At 60.7% G+C, this 17,624-nt stretch carries 25 protein-coding genes and 1 pseudogene; 1 reads left to right on the plus strand and 25 read right to left on the minus strand.

Annotation, left to right across the window (positions count from 1 at the left end; all coding sequences use genetic code 11):
* Positions 1-85: 85 nt before the first annotated feature.
* From rplO to hutH, 24 genes and pseudogenes are all read right to left on the minus strand, one after another.
* On the minus strand, positions 86-688 hold the full coding sequence (rplO, locus tag I6E52_RS06070) for a 50S ribosomal protein L15 (protein WP_197123113.1): 603 nt from the start codon (positions 686-688) through the stop codon (positions 86-88).
* On the minus strand, positions 688-873 hold the full coding sequence (gene rpmD, locus I6E52_RS06075) for a 50S ribosomal protein L30 (protein ID WP_009773114.1): 186 nt from the start codon (positions 871-873) through the stop codon (positions 688-690). Before rpmD ends, rplO begins: the two co-directional genes overlap by 1 nt.
* Positions 873-1,598 (minus strand): 30S ribosomal protein S5, encoded by a 726-nt coding sequence (rpsE, locus tag I6E52_RS06080; protein ID WP_197106451.1) that lies wholly within the window; start codon positions 1,596-1,598, stop codon positions 873-875. The genes rpmD and rpsE overlap by 1 nt, the downstream gene beginning before the upstream one ends.
* Complete coding sequence (gene rplR / locus I6E52_RS06085; protein ID WP_197123110.1) at positions 1,595-1,966, minus strand: 50S ribosomal protein L18; 372 nt, start codon at positions 1,964-1,966, stop codon at positions 1,595-1,597. The genes rpsE and rplR overlap by 4 nt, the downstream gene beginning before the upstream one ends.
* A 2-nt stretch (positions 1,967-1,968) precedes the next feature.
* On the minus strand, positions 1,969-2,505 hold the full coding sequence (gene rplF / locus I6E52_RS06090) for a 50S ribosomal protein L6 (protein WP_197106452.1): 537 nt from the start codon (positions 2,503-2,505) through the stop codon (positions 1,969-1,971).
* 6 nt (positions 2,506-2,511) lie between these two features.
* The gene (gene rpsH, locus I6E52_RS06095) at positions 2,512-2,910 is read right to left on the minus strand and encodes a 30S ribosomal protein S8 (protein WP_197123108.1); all 399 of its coding nucleotides are present in this window, start codon (positions 2,908-2,910) and stop codon (positions 2,512-2,514) included.
* A 73-nt stretch (positions 2,911-2,983) separates the two neighbouring features.
* Positions 2,984-3,574, minus strand: coding sequence for a 50S ribosomal protein L5 (gene rplE, locus I6E52_RS06100; protein WP_197123105.1), 591 nt, complete (start codon positions 3,572-3,574; stop codon positions 2,984-2,986).
* 95 nt (positions 3,575-3,669) lie between these two features.
* A pseudogene (rplX, locus tag I6E52_RS06105) lies at positions 3,670-4,005 on the minus strand (50S ribosomal protein L24); the annotation flags it as partial.
* Between the two features lie 2 nt (positions 4,006-4,007).
* Positions 4,008-4,379 carry a 50S ribosomal protein L14 gene (gene rplN, locus I6E52_RS06110; protein ID WP_100388198.1) on the minus strand — a complete coding sequence of 124 codons (372 nt, stop codon included), beginning with the start codon at positions 4,377-4,379 and terminating at the stop codon, positions 4,008-4,010.
* The gene (gene rpsQ, locus I6E52_RS06115) at positions 4,379-4,678 is read right to left on the minus strand and encodes a 30S ribosomal protein S17 (protein WP_197106456.1); all 300 of its coding nucleotides are present in this window, start codon (positions 4,676-4,678) and stop codon (positions 4,379-4,381) included. The genes rplN and rpsQ overlap by 1 nt, the downstream gene beginning before the upstream one ends.
* A gap of 2 nt (positions 4,679-4,680) precedes the next feature.
* Positions 4,681-5,013 (minus strand): 50S ribosomal protein L29, encoded by a 333-nt coding sequence (gene rpmC / locus I6E52_RS14520; protein ID WP_197136715.1) that lies wholly within the window; start codon positions 5,011-5,013, stop codon positions 4,681-4,683.
* On the minus strand, positions 5,013-5,432 hold the full coding sequence (gene rplP / locus I6E52_RS06125) for a 50S ribosomal protein L16 (RefSeq protein ID WP_009773124.1): 420 nt from the start codon (positions 5,430-5,432) through the stop codon (positions 5,013-5,015). Before rplP ends, rpmC begins: the two co-directional genes overlap by 1 nt.
* Positions 5,433-5,434: 2 nt before the next feature.
* A complete protein-coding gene (rpsC, locus tag I6E52_RS06130; protein WP_197106458.1) occupies positions 5,435-6,250 on the minus strand; it encodes a 30S ribosomal protein S3 in 816 nt (271 codons plus the stop codon).
* Positions 6,250-6,642, minus strand: coding sequence for a 50S ribosomal protein L22 (gene rplV / locus I6E52_RS06135; protein WP_197106459.1), 393 nt, complete (start codon positions 6,640-6,642; stop codon positions 6,250-6,252). The genes rpsC and rplV overlap by 1 nt, the downstream gene beginning before the upstream one ends.
* A 24-nt stretch (positions 6,643-6,666) precedes the next feature.
* Positions 6,667-6,948: a 30S ribosomal protein S19 gene (gene rpsS / locus I6E52_RS06140; RefSeq protein WP_009773127.1), complete on the minus strand. Its 282-nt coding sequence runs from the start codon at positions 6,946-6,948 to the stop codon at positions 6,667-6,669.
* 15 nt (positions 6,949-6,963) lie between these two features.
* Positions 6,964-7,803 carry a 50S ribosomal protein L2 gene (rplB, locus tag I6E52_RS06145; RefSeq protein WP_197106460.1) on the minus strand — a complete coding sequence of 280 codons (840 nt, stop codon included), beginning with the start codon at positions 7,801-7,803 and terminating at the stop codon, positions 6,964-6,966.
* A 17-nt stretch (positions 7,804-7,820) separates the two neighbouring features.
* Complete coding sequence (gene rplW / locus I6E52_RS06150) at positions 7,821-8,120, minus strand: 50S ribosomal protein L23 (RefSeq protein WP_010203832.1); 300 nt, start codon at positions 8,118-8,120, stop codon at positions 7,821-7,823.
* Positions 8,117-8,776, minus strand: coding sequence for a 50S ribosomal protein L4 (rplD, locus tag I6E52_RS06155; RefSeq protein WP_197109484.1), 660 nt, complete (start codon positions 8,774-8,776; stop codon positions 8,117-8,119). The genes rplW and rplD overlap by 4 nt, the downstream gene beginning before the upstream one ends.
* A 5-nt stretch (positions 8,777-8,781) precedes the next feature.
* Positions 8,782-9,432, minus strand: coding sequence for a 50S ribosomal protein L3 (rplC, locus tag I6E52_RS06160; RefSeq protein WP_197123099.1), 651 nt, complete (start codon positions 9,430-9,432; stop codon positions 8,782-8,784).
* A gap of 40 nt (positions 9,433-9,472) precedes the next feature.
* Entirely contained in the window at positions 9,473-9,781 is a 309-nt protein-coding gene (gene rpsJ / locus I6E52_RS06165; RefSeq protein ID WP_009773132.1) for a 30S ribosomal protein S10, read from the minus strand.
* 511 nt (positions 9,782-10,292) lie between these two features.
* Positions 10,293-11,462, minus strand: coding sequence for an imidazolonepropionase (gene hutI, locus I6E52_RS06170; protein WP_197155518.1), 1,170 nt, complete (start codon positions 11,460-11,462; stop codon positions 10,293-10,295).
* Entirely contained in the window at positions 11,459-12,316 is an 858-nt protein-coding gene (locus I6E52_RS06175; protein ID WP_197155520.1) for an arginase family protein, read from the minus strand. Before I6E52_RS06175 ends, hutI begins: the two co-directional genes overlap by 4 nt.
* On the minus strand, positions 12,303-13,967 hold the full coding sequence (gene hutU, locus I6E52_RS06180) for a urocanate hydratase (protein WP_197155521.1): 1,665 nt from the start codon (positions 13,965-13,967) through the stop codon (positions 12,303-12,305). Before hutU ends, I6E52_RS06175 begins: the two co-directional genes overlap by 14 nt.
* Positions 13,968-13,975: 8 nt before the next feature.
* Positions 13,976-15,520, minus strand: coding sequence for a histidine ammonia-lyase (gene hutH / locus I6E52_RS06185; RefSeq protein ID WP_197155522.1), 1,545 nt, complete (start codon positions 15,518-15,520; stop codon positions 13,976-13,978).
* A 79-nt stretch (positions 15,521-15,599) separates the two neighbouring features.
* Between hutH and I6E52_RS06190 the strand changes: the two genes are divergently transcribed.
* Positions 15,600-16,367, plus strand: coding sequence for an IclR family transcriptional regulator (locus tag I6E52_RS06190; RefSeq protein ID WP_197155523.1), 768 nt, complete (start codon positions 15,600-15,602; stop codon positions 16,365-16,367).
* Between the two features lie 54 nt (positions 16,368-16,421).
* Here the strand turns inward: I6E52_RS06190 and tuf are convergent, their stop codons facing one another.
* A complete protein-coding gene (tuf, locus tag I6E52_RS06195) occupies positions 16,422-17,615 on the minus strand; it encodes an elongation factor Tu (RefSeq protein WP_197106468.1) in 1,194 nt (397 codons plus the stop codon).
* Positions 17,616-17,624: the final 9 nt, after the last annotated feature.

The following is a 17,624-nucleotide window of genomic DNA, read 5'->3' on the forward strand; positions in this document are numbered from 1 at the left end:
AACCCCCTGCGGGATTCCCCACTCAACCTGCCTGCGTTTGTCACCGGTGTGACTAACGCGACACTAACGTTTGTCGTAGTGACAGTTACTGAACCGAACCGCCGGCCGCAACGATCTTCTGCTCGGCAGAGCCGGAGACCTTGTCAACTACAACGTTCAGCTTAACCGCAATATCACCCTGACCAAGAACCTTGACCTTTTCGTTCTTGCGAACCGCGCCCTTCGACACGAGGTCAGCAACGGTTACGTCGCCTCCCTTGGGGTACAGTTCCGCGAGCTTTTCGAGGTTTACAACCTGGTACTCGACGCGGAATGGGTTCTTGAATCCGCGCAGCTTAGGTGCACGCATTACGAAGTTGATGTTTCCACCTTCGAAACCAACGCGCATGTTGTAACGCGCCTTGGTTCCCTTGGTTCCACGGCCCGCGGTCTTACCCTTGGAGCCTTCACCACGGCCAACACGCATGCGGTCTTTCTTAGCACCGGCAGCGGGACGGAGGTGGTGCATCTTCAGGACCTGCGGGCGGCTTGCAACATCGTCGCTCGAGGACTTCGTGGTGGTCGATGCCTTAGCGGCGGTCGACTTCGCAGGAGCCTTCGTGGCGGATGCCTTCGCAGCAGGAGCCTTTTTGGCGGCAGGAGCTTTCGCAGCTGCAGCCTTTTTTGGGGTTTCTTTCTCGTCAGCCATTAGTCAATCTCCTCGACCTTGACAAGGTGAGCGACCGTGTTGACGTAACCACGGTTCTGCGAGTTGTCCTCGCGCACAACCACGGAACCGATGCGCTTGAGCCCAAGGCTGCGCAGCGTGTCGCGTTGGTTCTGCTTCTCACTAATTTTGGACTTGATCTGGGTTACCTTCAGGCGACCAGCCATCAGACACCTGCCTTAGCTTCAGCCTCGGCGCGCAGCAAGCGTGCCGGGATTACGTGTTCTGCATCGAGCCCACGACGAGCGGCAACCGAACGCGGCTCTTCGAGCTGCTTGAGTGCCTCAACCGTTGCGTGAACGATGTTGATCGTGTTCGAGGAACCGAGCGACTTGCTCAGTACATCGTGGATACCGGCGCACTCGAGTACGGCACGAACGGGTCCACCAGCGATAACACCGGTACCAGCGGATGCGGGACGCAGCAGGACTACACCTGCGGCTGCCTCGCCCTGGACCGAGTGAGGGATGGTAGCGCCGACGCGAGGAACGCGGAAGAAGTTCTTCTTCGCCTCTTCGACACCCTTGGAGATCGCGAGAGGAACTTCGCGAGCCTTGCCGTATCCGACTCCGACCATTCCGTTGCCGTCACCGACGACGACGAGAGCGGTGAAGCTAAAGCGACGACCACCCTTGACGACCTTCGATACACGGTTGATGGTGACGACGCGCTCCAGGAACTGGTTCTTGTCGTTGTCGCGGCTGTTGTTGCCACCACGTCCACCACGGTCGGGTCCACGCTCGCGACCGCCACGACGAGCCTCGCGGGGCTCGCTCGTTACGTCGGTCGCGGGGGCGTCTACGACGACCTCGGGTACGGAGATGGCGCTAGTCGCCTCAGCGGCCACGGCCTGCTCCTTGTTAGTTGTCTTGTTGTCCACGTTGTCGCTCACAGGTTCAATCCACCCTCTCGCGCTCCGTCGGCGATTGCTGCAACGCGACCTGCGTAGCGGCTTCCACCACGATCAAATACGACGGCTTCAACACCGGCGTCCTTGGCGCGCTCGGCAACCAATTCACCGATCTTGCGTGCCTTGGCGGTCTTGTCACCATCGAACGTACGCATGCTCGACTCCATGGTCGACGCCGAAGCGACGGTAACGCCCTTGGAGTCATCGACAACCTGGACGAATACGTGACGTGCTGAACGCGTAACCACGAGACGGGGGCGTACTTCAGTGCCCACGACCTTCTTGCGGAGACGTGCGTGACGACGGCCCTTAGCGGCCGACTTGCTCTTACCTCTGGTTCCGAGAGCCATGTCTACTTACCACTCTTTCCGGCCTTGCGACGAACAACTTCGCCGGCGTAGCGCACACCCTTGCCCTTGTAGGGCTCTGGCTTGCGCAATTTACGAATGTTGGCTGCTACTTCGCCAACCGCCTGCTTGTCGATGCCGCTGACAACTAGTTTGTTATTGCCCTCGACCGCGAAGCTGATGCCTGCGGGCGGGTCAACGGTGATCGAGTGCGAGTACCCGAGAGCAAACTCGATTGAGCTGCCCTTTGCGGTGACACGGTAACCAGTACCAACGACCTCAAGGCCCTTGGTGTAACCGTCGGTAACACCGATGATCTGGTTAGCGATGAGCGTACGAGTCAAGCCGTGCAGTGAACGCGATTCGCGCTCGTCATCGGGACGGGTTACGAGAACCTGACCCTCTTCGAGTGCTACAGCGATAGGTGCCTTGACGGTGAGCGCAAGCTCACCCTTCGGGCCCTTTACAGTGACGTCCTGGCCGTTGATGGTGAGTGTGACACCAGCGGGGACATCAATAGGAAGTCTTCCGATACGTGACATTTTGGGTTACCACACGTAGGCGAGGACTTCCCCACCTACGCCCTTCTGAGTCGCCTCTTTGTCGGTCAAAAGACCTGAGGAGGTGGACAAAATAGCCACACCGAGTCCGCCAAGAACCTTGGGGATTTCGGTCGAGCGAGCGTATACACGAAGACCAGGCTTCGAGACGCGCTTGATTCCCTTGATGGAACGCTCGCGAGTGGGGCTGTACTTGAGTTCGATCGTGAGGGTCGAACCCACGCGAGCGTCCTCGGTGCTCCAGCTGAGGATGTATCCCTCGGCCTTGAGCATTTCAGCCAGGCGCGACTTCAGCTTGCTGTTAGGCATTGAAACGCTGTCGTGGTGCGCCGAATTGGCGTTGCGCAGTCTGGTCAGCATGTCAGCGACCGGATCTGTCATTGTCATTATGTGTTTCCTGTCTCAACTGGTTTCGGCATCCGTTACACGAAGGCCGACCTGGTCGATCGGTGTTACTTGGTTAGTTAGATGCGTTCTCAGCGGTGCGGAAGGGGAAGCCCAGAGCCTTAAGCAATGCGCGACCTTCTTCGTTGTTCTTACCGGTGGTGACGATAGTGATATCGAAACCACGAACGCGGTCAATCTTGTCCTGGTCGATCTCGTGGAACATGGACTGTTCCGTGAGGCCGAAGGTGTAGTTACCGTTGCCATCGAACTGCTTGTCCGACAGACCGCGGAAGTCACGGATACGCGGAAGCGCCAGCGTGATCAGACGGTCGAGGAACTCCCAAGCGCGGTCACCACGGAGGGTAACGTGTGCGCCAATGGGCTGTCCTTCACGAAGCTTGAACTGAGCAATCGACTTGCGAGCGCTAGTTACGTAAGGCTTCTGACCGGTGATCGCGGTGAGGTCCTTGACGGCCCCATCGATGATCTTTCCGTCGCGAGCAGCTTCACCGACACCAGTGTTGACGACGACCTTGACGATCCCCGGAACCTGGTGGACGTTGGAAAGTCCAAGGTCCTTCTTGAGCTGAGCCGCGAGTTCATCGCGGTACTTCTGCTTGAGGCGCGGCTGGATTTTGCCAGCAGCAGGTGCAGTCGTCGTCATTAGTCTGCGTCCTTCTCGGTTGCCTTCTCGGCATCCTTCTTCGAAGCCTTGGGCTCAGCCTTAGCTGCCTTGGACTTCTTGGTCTCTACGCGGCGCGACTTCTTGAAGAAGCGCTCGCGCGTGGTCTTGCCACGGTCATCGGTGCCGACAGTGAAGCCAACACGAGCCGGGAGCTTGGTCTCGGGGTCAACGAGGGCGACGTTCGACACGTGAATCGGTGCCTCCATCGTCTCGATGCCACCGGTCTTGGTTCCACGCTGAGTCTGGCCAACCTTGACGTGCTTGGTGACGAAGTTGACACCCTCCACGACAATGCGGTCTTTTCCAGCGATAACACTGATAACGCGACCCTGCTTGCCGCGGCTTCCGCCACGCTCTTCGGTCGGGCCGCTGATGACCTGTACGAGGTCACCCTTGCGAATCTTTGCCATATCTACAGCACCTCCGGTGCGAGCGAGATGATCTTCATGAACTTCTTGTCACGAAGTTCGCGGCCAACCGGCCCGAAGATGCGAGTACCACGGGGGTCTCCGCCATCGGACTTGAGGATTACAGCCGCGTTCTCATCGAACTTGATGTATGAGCCGTCTGGACGACGAGTCTGCTTGATGACGCGAACGATGACGGCCTTGACGACCTCACCCTTCTTGACGTTGCCGCCAGGAATAGCGTCTTTGACGGTTGCCACGATGACATCGCCGAGACCTGCGTAACGACGGCCTGAGCCACCGAGAACGCGAATCGTGAGGAGCTCCTTGGCGCCGGTGTTATCGGCAACCTTTACTCGGGATTCCTGCTGAAGCATTACTTAGCCTTTTCGAGGATCTCGACCAGACGCCAGCGCTTCGTAGCGCTAAGCGGACGGGTCTCGCTGATAAGTACGGAGTCACCGACGCCGGCCGTGTTGGCCTCGTCGTGAACCTTCACCTTGGAGTTACGGCGAACAACCTTGCCGTACAACGGGTGCTTTACGCGGTCTTCAACGATGACAACGATGGTCTTATCCATCTTGTCGCTCGTAACCAGTCCACGACGGGTCTTACGGTACCCACGAGCGACCTCGGCGGTCGTCTCCGCGGTCTTCTTGTCTTCAACCTTGGCCATGACTACGCCTCCTTCGTCTCGTCAGTGGCGTCTGCTGCGGTCTCAGCCGCGGCGTCTGCCTTCTTGGTGCTGCGCTTCTTGGTCTCCTTGGCGGGAGCCTCGACAGCAGCGGGGGTTGCACGGATGCCCAGCTCGCGCTCACGGATAACCGTGTAGATGCGGGAGATGTCGCGCTTTACAGCGCGGATACGTCCGTGGCTTTCCAGTTGACCAGTTGCGGCCTGGAAACGAAGGTTGAAAAGTTCTTCCTTCGACTTCTTCAGCTCGTCAACGAGTCGTTCGTCTTCAAAAGTGTCTAGCTCGACAGGGGCTAGCTCCTTGGATCCGATCGCCATTATGCGTCGCCCTCCTCGCGCTTGATGATGCGTGCCTTGAGGGGCAGCTTGTGAATTGCACGAGTGAGTGCTTCGCGCGCAGTCGTCTCGTCCACGCCGCTGAGCTCGAAGAGCACGCGACCTGGCTTGACGTTGGCGACCCACCACTCGGGCGAGCCCTTACCGGAACCCATGCGGGTTTCAGCGGGCTTTTTGGTGAGCGGGCGGTCGGGGTAGATGTTGATCCACACCTTTCCACCACGCTTGATGTGACGCGTCATTGCGATACGAGCTGCCTCAATCTGGCGGTTCGTAACGTATGCGGGCGTCAGAGCCTGAATACCGTACTCGCCGAACGACACCGTGGTTCCACCAGTAGCGTGGCCGCTACGGGAGGGGTGGTGCTGCTTGCGGTACTTGACCTTACGCGGAATCAACATTGTTATGCCTCAACTCCTGCTGCAACCGGTGCGTCGGCCTTGGGGGCTTCTGCCTTGGGTGCTTCAGCTTTCGGTGCGGACGAAGGGCCACCGGTGCGACGACCGCCACGGTCGCCACCATCGCGACGCTCTGGACGCGACGACTTCTGGTTAGCCTGCTCGCGAGCGAGCTCCTTGTTGGTGATGTCGCCCTTGTAGACCCACACCTTGACACCGATACGACCGAACGTGGTCTTAGCCTCGTAGAAGCCGTAGTCGATGTTTGCGCGCAGCGTGTGCAGCGGAACGCGACCTTCGCGGTAGTACTCTGAGCGGCTCATTTCTGCGCCACCCAAACGACCCGATACCTGGATGCGAACACCCTTGACCGAGCCAACGCGCTGGGCGCCCTGAAGACCCTTGCGCATTGCACGACGGAAAGCGACACGAGCAGCAAGCTGCTCCGCAATTCCCTGTGCAACGAGCTGAGCTTCAGCCTCGGGGTTCTTGACCTCGAGGATGTTGAGCTGGATCTGCTTACCGGAGAGCTTTTCGAGCTCGCCACGGATACGCTCTGCTTCGGCGCCGCGGCGACCGATCACGATACCCGGACGGGCAGTGTGAATGTCTACGCGAACGCGGTCACGGGTGCGCTCGATTTCAATGCGAGCAACACCTGCGCGGTCGAGGTTCGACTTGAGCAGGTTGCGGATCTTTACATCTTCCGCAACGTAGTCGCTGTAACGCTGACCCGGCTTGGTGCTGTCAGAGAACCAACGCGACACGTGGTCGGTGGTGATTCCCAGACGGAAACCGTAGGGGTTTACCTTCTGTCCCATTACTTCTTCCCTGCCTTGTCGGCCTCGGCTTCAACGACGTGGTCTGGCGTGGCCAGCACGACCGTGATGTGGCTTGTGCGCTTCAGGATCTGGAACGCGCGGCCCTGGGCACGCGGCTGGAAACGCTTGAGCGTTGCACCGTCGTCGACGTAAGCCTTCGAGATGATCAGATCCTGTTCGTCCAGGAACGTGTTCGAAGCATCTGCCTTGACTCGCGCATTCGCGATTGCAGATGCAACCAACTTGTAGACCGGCTCGCTCGCGCCCTGAGGTGCGAACTTCAAAATTGCCAGTGCTTCCTGTGCTTGCTTGCCGCGAATCATGTTGACAACGCGACGAGCCTTCATGGGGGTCACGCGGATGTGACGCACGCGTGCGATCGACTCCACCATTTCTCTACCTCCTTCACCACCGCGTTAGCGGCGGCGACCCTTCTTGTCGTCCTTCACGTGTCCACGGAAGGTACGGGTGGGCGAAAACTCGCCGAGCTTGTGCCCAACCATGGTTTCGGTGATGAACACCGGAATGTGCTTGCGACCATCGTGCACCGCGATCGTGTGACCCAGCATTGCTGGAACGATCATGGAGCGGCGCGACCAGGTCTTGATTACGTTCTTGCTCTTGGCTTCGTTCGCCTTGACAACCTTTTGTAGGAGGTGGTCGTCGACGAAGGGGCCCTTCTTCAGACTGCGTGGCATCTTCTGACTCTCCTACTACTTGCGCTTCTTGCCGACATTGCGGCGGCGAACGATGAGCTGGTCACTGGGCAGTTTGCGCTTACGTGTGCGCCCTTCTGCCTGGCCCCAAGGGGAAACGGGGTGACGTCCACCGGACGTCTTGCCCTCACCACCACCGTGGGGGTGGTCAACAGGGTTCATGGCAACACCACGGACGGTCGGGCGAACGCCCTTCCAACGCATGCGGCCGGCCTTTCCCCAGTTGATGTTCGACTGCTCGGCATTGCCGACCTCGCCGATCGTTGCGCGGCAACGAACGTCAACGTTGCGGATTTCTCCGGAAGGCAAACGCAGCTGCGCGTAGGGGCCTTCTTTTGCAACGAGTCGAACTGATGCTCCAGCGGAGCGGGCCATCTTGGCGCCGCCACCGGGGCGAAGTTCAATCATGTGGATAACCGTACCGACGGGGATGTTCTTCATCGGGAGGTTGTTACCAGGCTTGATGTCTGCGCCGGGACCCGACTCAACAATGTCGCCCTGATTGAGCTTGTTCGGAGCAACGATGTAGCGCTTGGTGCCATCAACAAAGTGAAGCAGTGCGATACGTGCGGTGCGGTTGGGGTCGTACTCGATCTCGGCAACGCGGGCGTTTACGCCGTCTTTGTCGTTGCGCTTGAAGTCGATTACGCGGTACTGGCGCTTGTGTCCACCACCGATGTGACGAGTCGTGATGCGACCTGCGTTGTTGCGTCCACCAGTCTTCGGCAGAGGGCGCAGAAGCGACTTCTCCGGCGTTGAGCGGGTGATCTCAGCAAAGTCTGCAACCGAGGATCCACGACGACCAGGCGTCGTGGGCTTGTACTTGCGAATAGCCATTAGTTTCTCCTTGGTCCCTAGCCGACAGCGGTGAAGATGTCGATGGAACCGGACTTGAGCGTGACGATGGCGCGCTTGGTGTCCTTGCGCTTGCCCATACCGAAACGGGTACGACGGGTCTTGCCCGTGCGGTTCAACGTGTTGACCGAGTCGACCTTGACGCTGAAGATCTTCTCAATAGCGAGCTTGATCTCGGTCTTGTTCGCACGGGGGTCTACCTCGAAGGTGTACTTGCCCATGTCGATCAGGTTGTAGCTCTTCTCAGAGACCACGGGAGCGATGATGATGTCGCGCGGGTCCTTGTACGTGACGGTCATGCGCTGACCTCTTCCTTGTTCGAAGACTTGGTGTTGAACGCAACGAACGCGTCGAACGCGCCCTTGCTGAACACGATGTCGTCGCTGACGACGACGTCGTAGGCGTTGAGCTGGTCGTAAGCCAAGACGTGAACCGTGTCGAGGTTGCGAATGCTCTTGAGGCTGGTTGCATCTTCGCGCTGGAGAACAACTAGAACGTTCTTGCTCGGCGCGATGTTGTTCAGCAGAGCCAAGACAGACTTCGTCGAAGGCTTGCCGTCTACAGCGAGAGCGTCGATGACGTGAATGCGCTCACCACGAGCCCGGTCAGACAACGTGCCGCGAAGTGCTGCAGCAATCATCTTCTTGGGGGTGCGCTGTGAGTAGTCACGCGGGTGCGGCCCGTGAACGATGCCACCACCCTTCATCTGAGGAGCACGGATCGAGCCCTGACGAGCGCGACCGGTTCCCTTCTGCTTGAACGGCTTGCGACCAGCACCGGAAACTTCACCGCGGCGCAGGGTGTTGTGCGTACCCTGACGTGCTGCTGCACGCTGTGCAACAACAACCTGGTGGATGAGCGGAACGTTGGTCTGCACGTCGAAGATCTCGGCGGGAAGTTCAACAGAGTCGACCTTCTTGCCCTTGGCGTCGATGACGTCGATGGAGGTAGCCATGTGTACTACGCCCCCTTCACTGCGTTGCGGACGAAGACGATACGGCCACGAGCACCGGGAACAGCGCCCTTGATGAGCACGAGTCCCTTCTCAAGGTCGATCGAGTGGACGGCGAGGTTCATGACCGTTACACGGTCACCACCCATACGACCGGCCATGCGCATGCCCTTGAAGACACGGCTGGGGGTCGACGAGGCACCAATGGAACCAGGCTTGCGGTGGTTACGGTGCGAACCGTGGCTTGCAGATACACCCTTGAAGTTGTGACGCTTCATAACACCGGCGAAACCCTTACCCTTGCTCGTGCCGACAACGTCGACCTTCGAGCCTGGGGTGAAGATGTCGACTGCGAGTTCCTGGCCAACGGTGTACTCCGCGGCGTCAGGGGTGCGAATCTCGGTGAGGTGACGGCGAGGCGTAACACCTGCCTTGTCGAAGTGACCGGTAAGCGGCTTGTTGACCTTACGAGGGTCGATCTGGCCGTACGCGATCTGGACTGCGCTGTATCCATCAACCTCGGGGCTACGCAACTGCGTAACCACGTTCGGGGTGATTTCGACAACGGTCACGGGAACGAGCTTGTTGTTCTCGTCCCAAACCTGCGTCATGCCGAGCTTTGTGCCCAGCAGACCCTTAGTCGTCTTAGTTGTAGACATTATTTTCCTTATCGGCTCTGTCGCTCAATAACTGCGCGAGCTAAAGCTTGATCTCGATGTTGACGTCGGCCGGAAGGTCGAGACGCATAAGCGAATCCACAGCCTTGGGCGTCGGGTCGATGATGTCGATGAGCCGCTTGTGGGTGCGCTTCTCGAAGTGCTCGCGGCTGTCCTTGTACTTGTGGGGAGAACGGATAACTGCAATCACGTTCTTCTCGGTGGGCAGCGGCACCGGGCCTACTACCGTGGCACCCGCGCGGGTAACCGTGTCAACAATTTTGCGTGCCGACGAGTCGATGACCTCGTGGTCGTACGACTTAAGTCGAATGCGGATCTTTTGTCCCGCCATGACTGGCTCTCTTCCCTTAGTACTTTGGCTGCACTGCGTGCACCTGGGCTGTTCGACGCCGGATGTTGCCACCCGAAGACGCTCAGCACTTTTGCTTTCGCACCACTATTTATCTGTCAAGTTCTTGCTGTCACTGCTTGTGATACCAACTCGCGAAACCGCGAGGAGCACATGCCAGCGAACTGGCACAAGCGTCTCCCGCAGCACGAATTCTTTCGAATCGAATTGGGGAGTTGGTTAAGCTTGGTTCTGCTCCCCGCGGCCTAGCTACAACACGGTGTATAACTCACGCTCTGCGAGGGTCATACGATGTGGAACTATGCACTGCCTGGAAGTGATCCGCACGCACGTGGCGGCGAAATGTTGAACTAGAAGAGTTTGTCACATCCACGCATTTACTGCAACCCGGGCGTGTCGGATTTTTGCGGCGCCATTCGCCGTCGTCACGCTGGCGACGTGATGGCTCGATTTGAGCATCCACTGCCGCCTGATAGCGCGACTTTGGGGAGGCTCAGGCCAACGGCCGCACCAGCTCGTGAACGCCATCCACAAAGACGCTGGAGACCAGGGGAACCCCCGGCCGGTACGCCAAGTGACGGTAGTGCGGGGCATCCAGAATCTGGGCGTTTGCTCGCGCGCCGACCCTCAAGTGACCGACGTCATCGCGACGCAAGGAACGTGCCCCTCCGAGCGTCGCCGCCGTGACGGCTTCTAGCGACGTCATCCCCATTTCGCGCACCGCGAGGGCAATGCAGAACGGGAGGGATGACGTGAAACTCGAGCCGGGATTGCAATCGCTGGCGAGCGCAACGGTAACTCCCGCGTTGAGGAGTCGCCGGGCATCCACGAACGGATGTCGGGTGGAGAACTCGACACCGGGAAGCAAGCCAGCAACCGTGCTGCTGCCTGCGAGCGCCTGCACATCGTCATCGCTGAGATAAGTGCAGTGATCGACACTCGCCGCGCCCAGCTCAACCGCGAGTTGCACAGCACCCGACTCCGCCAATTGCGCACCGTGCAGACGTGCGCCCAAGCCACGAGCCTGCCCGGCCGTGATGATGGCGCGCGTCTCGTCCTCGGTGAAGGCACCGTTGTCGCAGAACACATCGATCCAGCGCGAATGGGGAGCGCACGCCTCCAGCATGTCGCCCATGACCAGATGCACGTAGGCCGCACGTTCTGCCGCGAACTCGGCCGGCACGACATGCGCGCCCAAGAACGTAGTTTCGTCAGTGAGCGTGGCCGCGAGCCGCAACATCCGCGCCTCATCTGCAACGCTCAGTCCGTAGCCGCTCTTAATCTCGATCGTTGTCGTGCCCTGGCGGCGCATCTCCGCAACCAGAGCGGTCGCGTTTGCGAGCAACTCAGCGTCAGTCGCTGCGCGCGAAAGTTCGACCGTGCGACGGATGCCGCCCGCCTCGTAACGGCGGCCAGCCATGCGGGCCTCAAACTCATCCGAGCGGTCCCCCGCGAAAAGGATGTGGCTATGGCTGTCAACAAAACCAGGAAGGACACAGCGGCCAGCGGCATCCACTCGCGTGTCAGCAGCAGGAGCATCGACCGACGCGCCCCACCAGGCCACGCGCCCCTCGTTGAGCACAAGCGCGGCATCGGTCATCTCGGGGCGCTCGTCGTCGTGCGTGAGCAACAGGCCAATGTTCTCGATCACCGTGCTTGTCATCGCAGCGCCACTCCCGCGATTGCTTCGAGGACGCAGAGCGCCACCAAGCGCACCGTTCGTTCGTCAGGAGCGTCAGCGGCGGCATCCACCTCGACGAGATCAATCGAGGAGACCGCCGGATGCGCGGCAGCGAGCCGTGCAGCCGTGCGCAACTCAATCGCCGAGATGCCACCCGGCACCGACGCGGGGCAACCGGGAGCAACCGAGCGATCACACACATCGACATCAAGATCGACATGGATAGGCCCGCCCGCCGCGCCAGCAATCTCCAGCGCCTGCGCCATCACCTCCTCCATCGAGCGCGAACGCAACTCGTCACGCGTGATCACCGTGATGCCCGCGTCCCTAGCGCGCTCGGCATAGGCGTGCGAATTTGCCAGCGGCTCGATACCGATCTGCACCACACGACTGCCGTCAAGGCCGGCCTCAAGAAGGCGACGCACGGGTGAACCGTTACTGGCGCCGTCTCGTAGGTCGTAGTGAGCATCGAGCGTAATCAGGCCGGCGGACATGACGTCTGCGCCCCACCGCCCCAACGCCGTCGGAACCGTAGCCGCATTGTCGCCGCCCAACGCGATAACCAGCTCAGCCCGCAGCTGCGCCACCGCATCAATCGCACCCTGCTCGTTCAGATCAGGCTCGCGCACGGTGCCGGCGTCCACGATCCGAAGATCAGACAGCGCGGCATAACGACGAAGTGCCTCACGAACCGCAGCGGGAGTCGTGTGAGCCTGCGTCGGCGAGAGAGACGTGCGCGACGTCGGGATACCGATGAGCGCGACATCCGCCCGCTCGTCGCCAACCAGCGAAGGCCAATCCCCCGCACGCGGCCACAGCGGATCAGCGTTGAGCATTGTGACCCTTCGTGAGCGGAGCCTCGTTCATGGGGATGCGAACGCCGAGATCATCAGCGACCGCAATAGCTTCATCGTAGCCAGCATCAACGTGACGGATGACGCCCATACCTGGGTCATTCGTGAGAACTCGCTCAAGCTTCTGGGCGGCGAGCTCGGTGCCATCAGCAATCGTGACCTGGCCCGCGTGGATCGACCGGCCGATGCCCACACCGCCACCGTGATGAATGGAGACCCACGTTGCTCCCGACGAGGTGTTCACCAGCGCGTTGAGCAACGGCCAGTCAGCGATCGCGTCGGAGCCATCCTTCATCGCCTCGGTCTCGCGGTAGGGCGACGCCACCGAACCGCTGTCGAGGTGATCGCGCCCAATTGCGAGCGGGGCTGCTAACTCTCCCGAGGCGACCATCTCGTTGAAGAGCAAACCGGCCTTGTCACGTTCGCCATAACCCAACCAGCAGATGCGAGCCGGAAGCCCTTGGAAGTGCACGCGCTCCCCCGCGAGCTTGATCCAGCGAGCGAGAGATTCGTTCTCGGGGAACAACTCGAGAATGGCCTTGTCTGTCTTGTGGATGTCGCTGGCCTCGCCGCTGAGAGCAGCCCACCGGAACGGGCCCTTTCCCTCCGCAAATAGCGGACGAATGTAGGCCGGCACGAACCCGGGGAATGCAAACGCATCCGCATAGCCCGCCGCGAGCGCCTCGGTGCGCAAGTTGTTGCCATAGTCAAAGACCTCAGCTCCCTGACGCTGGAAGCCAACCATCGCCTCGACATGAATCGCCATCGATTCGCGGGCACGCTGGGCGAAGTCGGGGTGGCTGCGGGCACTCTGCCAGTCGTGGAAGTCCACCCCGAGAGGAAGGTAAGCGAGAGGATCGTGGGCGCTCGTCTGGTCGGTGACGATATCGATCGGCGCCCCCATCGCCAACAGCTCGGGAACGGCAGCCGCCGCATTCGCCAGCACCCCAATCGAGAGCGGCTTCTTCGCATCGCGCGCGGCAACAGCGAGTTCGACCGCGTGCGCGAGCGACTTCGCCTCAACGTCGAGGTAGCCGTGATCGATGCGACGCGTGATGCGGCTTTGGTCAACATCAATACAGATCGCGACACCGTCGTTCATGGTTACGGCGAGCGGTTGAGCCCCGCCCATGCCTCCGAGTCCAGCCGTGAGGGTGATGGTGCCTGCGAGAGTGCCGCCGAATCGCTTAGCCGCGACTGCAGAGAAGGTCTCGTAGGTGCCTTGCAGAATGCCCTGCGTTCCAATGTAAATCCATGATCCTGCCGTCATTTGGCCGTACATGGTGAGGCCAAGCTGCTCGAGCCGACGAAACTCATCCCAGTTCGCCCAGTCGCCCACCAGATTGGAGTTCGCCAACAACACCCGGGGAGCCCACTCATGCGTCTGCATCACACCGACGGGCTTGCCCGACTGAACCAGCAGCGTCTCGTCACCTTTGAGGGTCGTGAGCGAACGAACAATCGCGTGATAGCTGGGCCAGTCCCGCGCAGCCTTGCCCGTGCCGCCATAGACGACGAGATCTTCCGGATGCTCGGCAACCTCAGGGTCTAGGTTGTTCTGGAGCATGCGCAAAGCACCCTCCTGCTGCCAGCCGAGAGTATTGAGCGTGGAACCACGGTGTGCCTGAATCATGACGTCTCCTAGCTGAGTTCGGTAATAGTGCGTGCGGCGGACAAGAGTGCGCCCGACTGCACAAGCGCAACGCTCGCCGCAATGTCGGGGGCCAAATAGCGGTCGGGCCCTGCGGCGGGAACGTACTCGCGCAGGTTCGCGATCACCGCAGCCGACACCGGCGACGGTCGCTCGCCACGCATCTCGATCCCGCGTGCCGACGTCAGTAACTCGATGGCGATCACGCGCGACAACCCATCGATACTGCGGCGAAGCTTCAAGCCAGCGCTCCACCCCATCGAGACGTGGTCTTCCTGCATCGCGCTCGTCGGAATTGAATCAACGGATGCCGGAGCCGCCAACCTCTTCATCTCGCTGACGATTCCCGCCTGGGTGTACTGCGCGATCATGTGCCCAGAGTCCACCCCGGGATCATCGGCCAGGAACGCGTTAAGCCCGCCGCTGCGATTGCTGTCGAGGAAACGGTCAGTGCGACGCTCGCTCATGCTCGCAACATCCGCGGCGACTATCGCCAAGAAGTCGAGAGCGTAGCCAACCGGGGCCCCATGGAAATTGCCGTTGGATTCCAGCCGGCCATCCACCGTCACCACGGGGTTATCGATCGCGCTCCTAAGCTCGCGCTCGGCCACTCGACGCGTGTGATCAACCGTGTCGCGCGCCGCTCCGTGAACTTGGGGCGCGCACCGCAACGAGTAGGCATCCTGTACCCGCGTGAAGCCTCTCGTGGCGTGGGCCGCGATCGTGTCGGAGTCGCGCAGCACCGCGCGCATGTTGGCTGCCGACTTCGCCTGACCTGGATGAGGCCGGAGGGCATGCAGGTCCTCCGCGAAGACTCGGTCGGTTCCCGCCAAACCCTCCACGCTCATGGCAGCGGACAGGTCGGCGGTGGTCAGCAACGCCTCAAGATCAGTGATCGCCAGTGACAGCATGCCGAGCATCCCATCGGTGCCGTTGATCAGCGCCAAGCCCTCCTTCTCGTGCAAAACAACTGGGGTAATTCCGGCGGCTTTCAGCGCAGCGGATGCCGGCAGTTGCTCCCCCGCAACTCGCACGTCGCCCTCGCCCATCACGGCAAGCGCGCAGTGCGCGAGGGGTGCGAGGTCACCGGAACAGCCGAGGCTGCCGTACTCACCAACGACGGGCGTGATCCCCGCGTTCAGTAGAGCCGCGTAGGTTTCCGCGACGACAGGCCGCACGCCGGTGCGCCCGGTGGCCATCGTCGAGAGTCGCAACAGCATCGTCGCCCGCACCACTTCGTCGGCAATTTCTGCACCGGAACTTGCGGCGTGACTGCGCACGAGTGACCGCTGCAACTGCAGCCGCTGCTCCGGGGCGATGTGTTTCGTCGCCAGCGCGCCAAAACCGGTGGAGACACCGTAGTGCGGGCGCACGTCGTCGGCCAACGCTTCAATCACCGCACGTGACGCAACCATCGCGCTCGTTGCTTCGGCCGAGATCGTGACGGGTGCACCGTGGCGCGCGACCGCCACAACATCTGAGATGCTCGCGGCGCCGACGCCGATGGTCACTGTCTGGCGGGGGGCTGAGGTCATGATCCCAGTGAACGCGCATCGCCCCTCCGCCACGAGTGGATATCGCGATATGGTGTCTGAAATACCAGACAGGAGCCGCGTGTCAAACATTCCTGCCGCGCGCAACACCATGGCCGTGCTGCGTCACCTCGCGACCCGCAAAGGGCCTGTGCCCGCCTCCGCTTTGGCGCGCGAGCTAGCGCTCCCCCGGTCATCCGTCTACCAACTGCTTACCGTCATGATCGACGAAGGATTCGTGGTGCATTACCCCGAAGACCGCACCTATGGGTTGAGCTCCCTCGTCTCCGAGATCGGCACGTCTGCGCTCCGTAGCGAACGGCTCTCCGCACTCGCTAGCCCGCTCATGCGGAGCCTCGCGGCCGAAGCCCCGATCCCGGTCGTCGCGCACCTTGCCGTGCTCAGCGGTGCCGATGTCAGCTACGCCGCTCGAGTGCAAGGAACCCGAGCGCCCACTACTGTTTCGGCTGTCGGCGTCAAACTTCCCGCGCATTTGACTGCGACTGGCCGAGCCATGCTGGCGCAACTGACTGCCCCGCAAGTGCGGGCGCTGTATCCCTCACGCAGTAGCCTTACTCGGCGCCAGACCGCAGGGCCGAACACGCTGGCAGAACTCGACCGGTTGCTGGCTGCGACTCGTGAGCGCGGCTGGGCCAGCGAAGTGGGCGACATCACTGCGGAGTACGCCTCGGTGGGCGCTGCAGCCTTCGACCGCAACGGCTATCCTTCGGCAGCGATCGGGCTCACTTTTAGAACGGATGCCGTTGAAGACCAGTGGGACGAGCTCGGCCAGGCCACAATGGCCGCCGCTCGCGCCCTCACCTCGCGGCTCACCGGCCGCGCTGGTTAAACGACGAAGGGCCGAGCCTTTCGGCTCGACCCTCGTCGTAATTAGTTACTGAGCTTACGCCAGAACCTTGGTTACCTTACCGGCACCTACGGTACGTCCACCCTCACGGATGGCGAAGCCGAGGCCCTCTTCCATGGCGATGGGCTGAATAAGCTCAACGGTCATGTCAGTGGTGTCGCCAGGCATAACCATCTCGGTGCCCTCAGGCAACGTGATGACGCCGGTGACGTCGGTGGTGCGGAAGTAGAACTGCGGACGGTAGTTCGCGTAGAACGGGTTGTGACGCCCACCCTCATCCTTTGACAGGATGTATGCGGTTCCCTCGAAGTTCGTGTGAGGAGTAACGGAACCAGGCTTAACAACAACCTGTCCACGCTCAACATCTTCACGCTTGGTTCCACGAAGAAGCAGACCACAGTTCTCGCCAGCCCATGCTTCGTCGAGCTGCTTGTGGAACATCTCGATACCAGTGACCGTGGTCTTCTGGGTCGGACGGATTCCAACAATCTCAACGTCAGAGTTGATCGAAAGCGTTCCACGCTCGGCGCGGCCCGTAACAACGGTTCCACGACCAGTGATCGTGAAGACGTCCTCAACCGGCATCAAGAACGGCTTGTCCTTGTCGCGGATGGGGTCAGGAACGTTCTCGTCAACAGCATCCATGAGGTCGAGGATGGACTGGGTCCACTTCTCGTCGCCCTCAAGAGCCTTGAGACCTGAAACCTGGACAACAGGAACGTTGTCGCCGTCGAAGCCCTGGCTGGAGAGGAGTTCGCGAACCTCGAGCTCAACGAGCTCAAGGATCTCTTCGTCATCTACCATGTCGGACTTGTTCAGTGCAACGAGCAGGTAAGGAACACCAACCTGCTTCGCGAGCAGAACGTGCTCGCGAGTCTGAGCCATCGGTCCGTCGGTCGCTGCAACCACGAGGATTGCACCGTCCATCTGAGCTGCACCGGTGATCATGTTCTTGATGTAGTCAGCGTGGCCCGGAGCGTCTACGTGTGCGTAGTGGCGCTTGGGGGTCTCGTACTCAACGTGCGAGATGTTGATGGTGATACCGCGTTGACGTTCTTCCGGAGCCGAGTCAATCGACGAGAAGTCGCGCTGCACGTTCGTCGCCGAAGGGTACTTGTCAGCAAGTACCTTCGAGATCGCTGCCGTGAGCGTGGTCTTTCCGTGGTCAACGTGACCGATGGTTCCGATGTTTACGTGCGGCTTGGTCCGCTCGAACTTGGCCTTAGCCACTGTGGGTCC

Origin of the sequence: Salinibacterium sp. NG253, from assembly GCF_015864945.1 — a bacterium.
Taxonomy (GTDB): Bacteria; Actinomycetota; Actinomycetes; order Actinomycetales; family Microbacteriaceae; genus Rhodoglobus.

Bases quoted from the DNA above. Each gene is read 5' to 3' on its own strand.
- rplF (WP_197106452.1), bottom strand. From the start codon at position 2,505: ATGTCACGTATCGGAAGACTTCCTATTGATGTCCCCGCTGGTGTCACA.
- rplW (WP_010203832.1), bottom strand. From the start codon at position 8,120: ATGACCGTCACGTACAAGGACCCGCGCGACATCATCATCGCTCCCGTG.
- rpsQ (WP_197106456.1), bottom strand. From the start codon at position 4,678: ATGGCCAAGGTTGAAGACAAGAAGACCGCGGAGACGACCGCCGAGGTC.
- rplP (WP_009773124.1), bottom strand. From the start codon at position 5,432: ATGTTGATTCCGCGTAAGGTCAAGTACCGCAAGCAGCACCACCCCTCC.
- rplV (WP_197106459.1), bottom strand. From the start codon at position 6,642: ATGGTGGAGTCGATCGCACGCGTGCGTCACATCCGCGTGACCCCCATG.
- rpmD (WP_009773114.1), bottom strand. From the start codon at position 873: ATGGCTGGTCGCCTGAAGGTAACCCAGATCAAGTCCAAAATTAGTGAG.
- I6E52_RS06175 (WP_197155520.1), bottom strand. From the start codon at position 12,316: ATGCTCAACGCTGATCCGCTGTGGCCGCGTGCGGGGGATTGGCCTTCG.
- rpsC (WP_197106458.1), bottom strand. From the start codon at position 6,250: ATGGGACAGAAGGTAAACCCCTACGGTTTCCGTCTGGGAATCACCACC.
- hutI (WP_197155518.1), bottom strand. From the start codon at position 11,462: ATGACAAGCACGGTGATCGAGAACATTGGCCTGTTGCTCACGCACGAC.
- rpsS (WP_009773127.1), bottom strand. From the start codon at position 6,948: ATGCCACGCAGTCTGAAGAAGGGCCCCTTCGTCGACGACCACCTCCTA.
- rplE (WP_197123105.1), bottom strand. From the start codon at position 3,574: ATGACGACGACTGCACCTGCTGCTGGCAAAATCCAGCCGCGCCTCAAG.
- hutH (WP_197155522.1), bottom strand. From the start codon at position 15,520: ATGACCTCAGCCCCCCGCCAGACAGTGACCATCGGCGTCGGCGCCGCG.
- rplB (WP_197106460.1), bottom strand. From the start codon at position 7,803: ATGGCTATTCGCAAGTACAAGCCCACGACGCCTGGTCGTCGTGGATCC.
- rplC (WP_197123099.1), bottom strand. From the start codon at position 9,432: ATGTCTACAACTAAGACGACTAAGGGTCTGCTGGGCACAAAGCTCGGC.
- rplD (WP_197109484.1), bottom strand. From the start codon at position 8,776: ATGGCTACCTCCATCGACGTCATCGACGCCAAGGGCAAGAAGGTCGAC.
- hutU (WP_197155521.1), bottom strand. From the start codon at position 13,967: ATGATTCAGGCACACCGTGGTTCCACGCTCAATACTCTCGGCTGGCAG.
- rplN (WP_100388198.1), bottom strand. From the start codon at position 4,379: ATGCTTCAGCAGGAATCCCGAGTAAAGGTTGCCGATAACACCGGCGCC.
- rpmC (WP_197136715.1), bottom strand. From the start codon at position 5,013: ATGGCGATCGGATCCAAGGAGCTAGCCCCTGTCGAGCTAGACACTTTT.
- rpsJ (WP_009773132.1), bottom strand. From the start codon at position 9,781: ATGGCGGGACAAAAGATCCGCATTCGACTTAAGTCGTACGACCACGAG.
- rpsH (WP_197123108.1), bottom strand. From the start codon at position 2,910: ATGACAATGACAGATCCGGTCGCTGACATGCTGACCAGACTGCGCAAC.
- rplR (WP_197123110.1), bottom strand. From the start codon at position 1,966: ATGGCTCTCGGAACCAGAGGTAAGAGCAAGTCGGCCGCTAAGGGCCGT.
- rplO (WP_197123113.1), bottom strand. From the start codon at position 688: ATGGCTGACGAGAAAGAAACCCCAAAAAAGGCTGCAGCTGCGAAAGCT.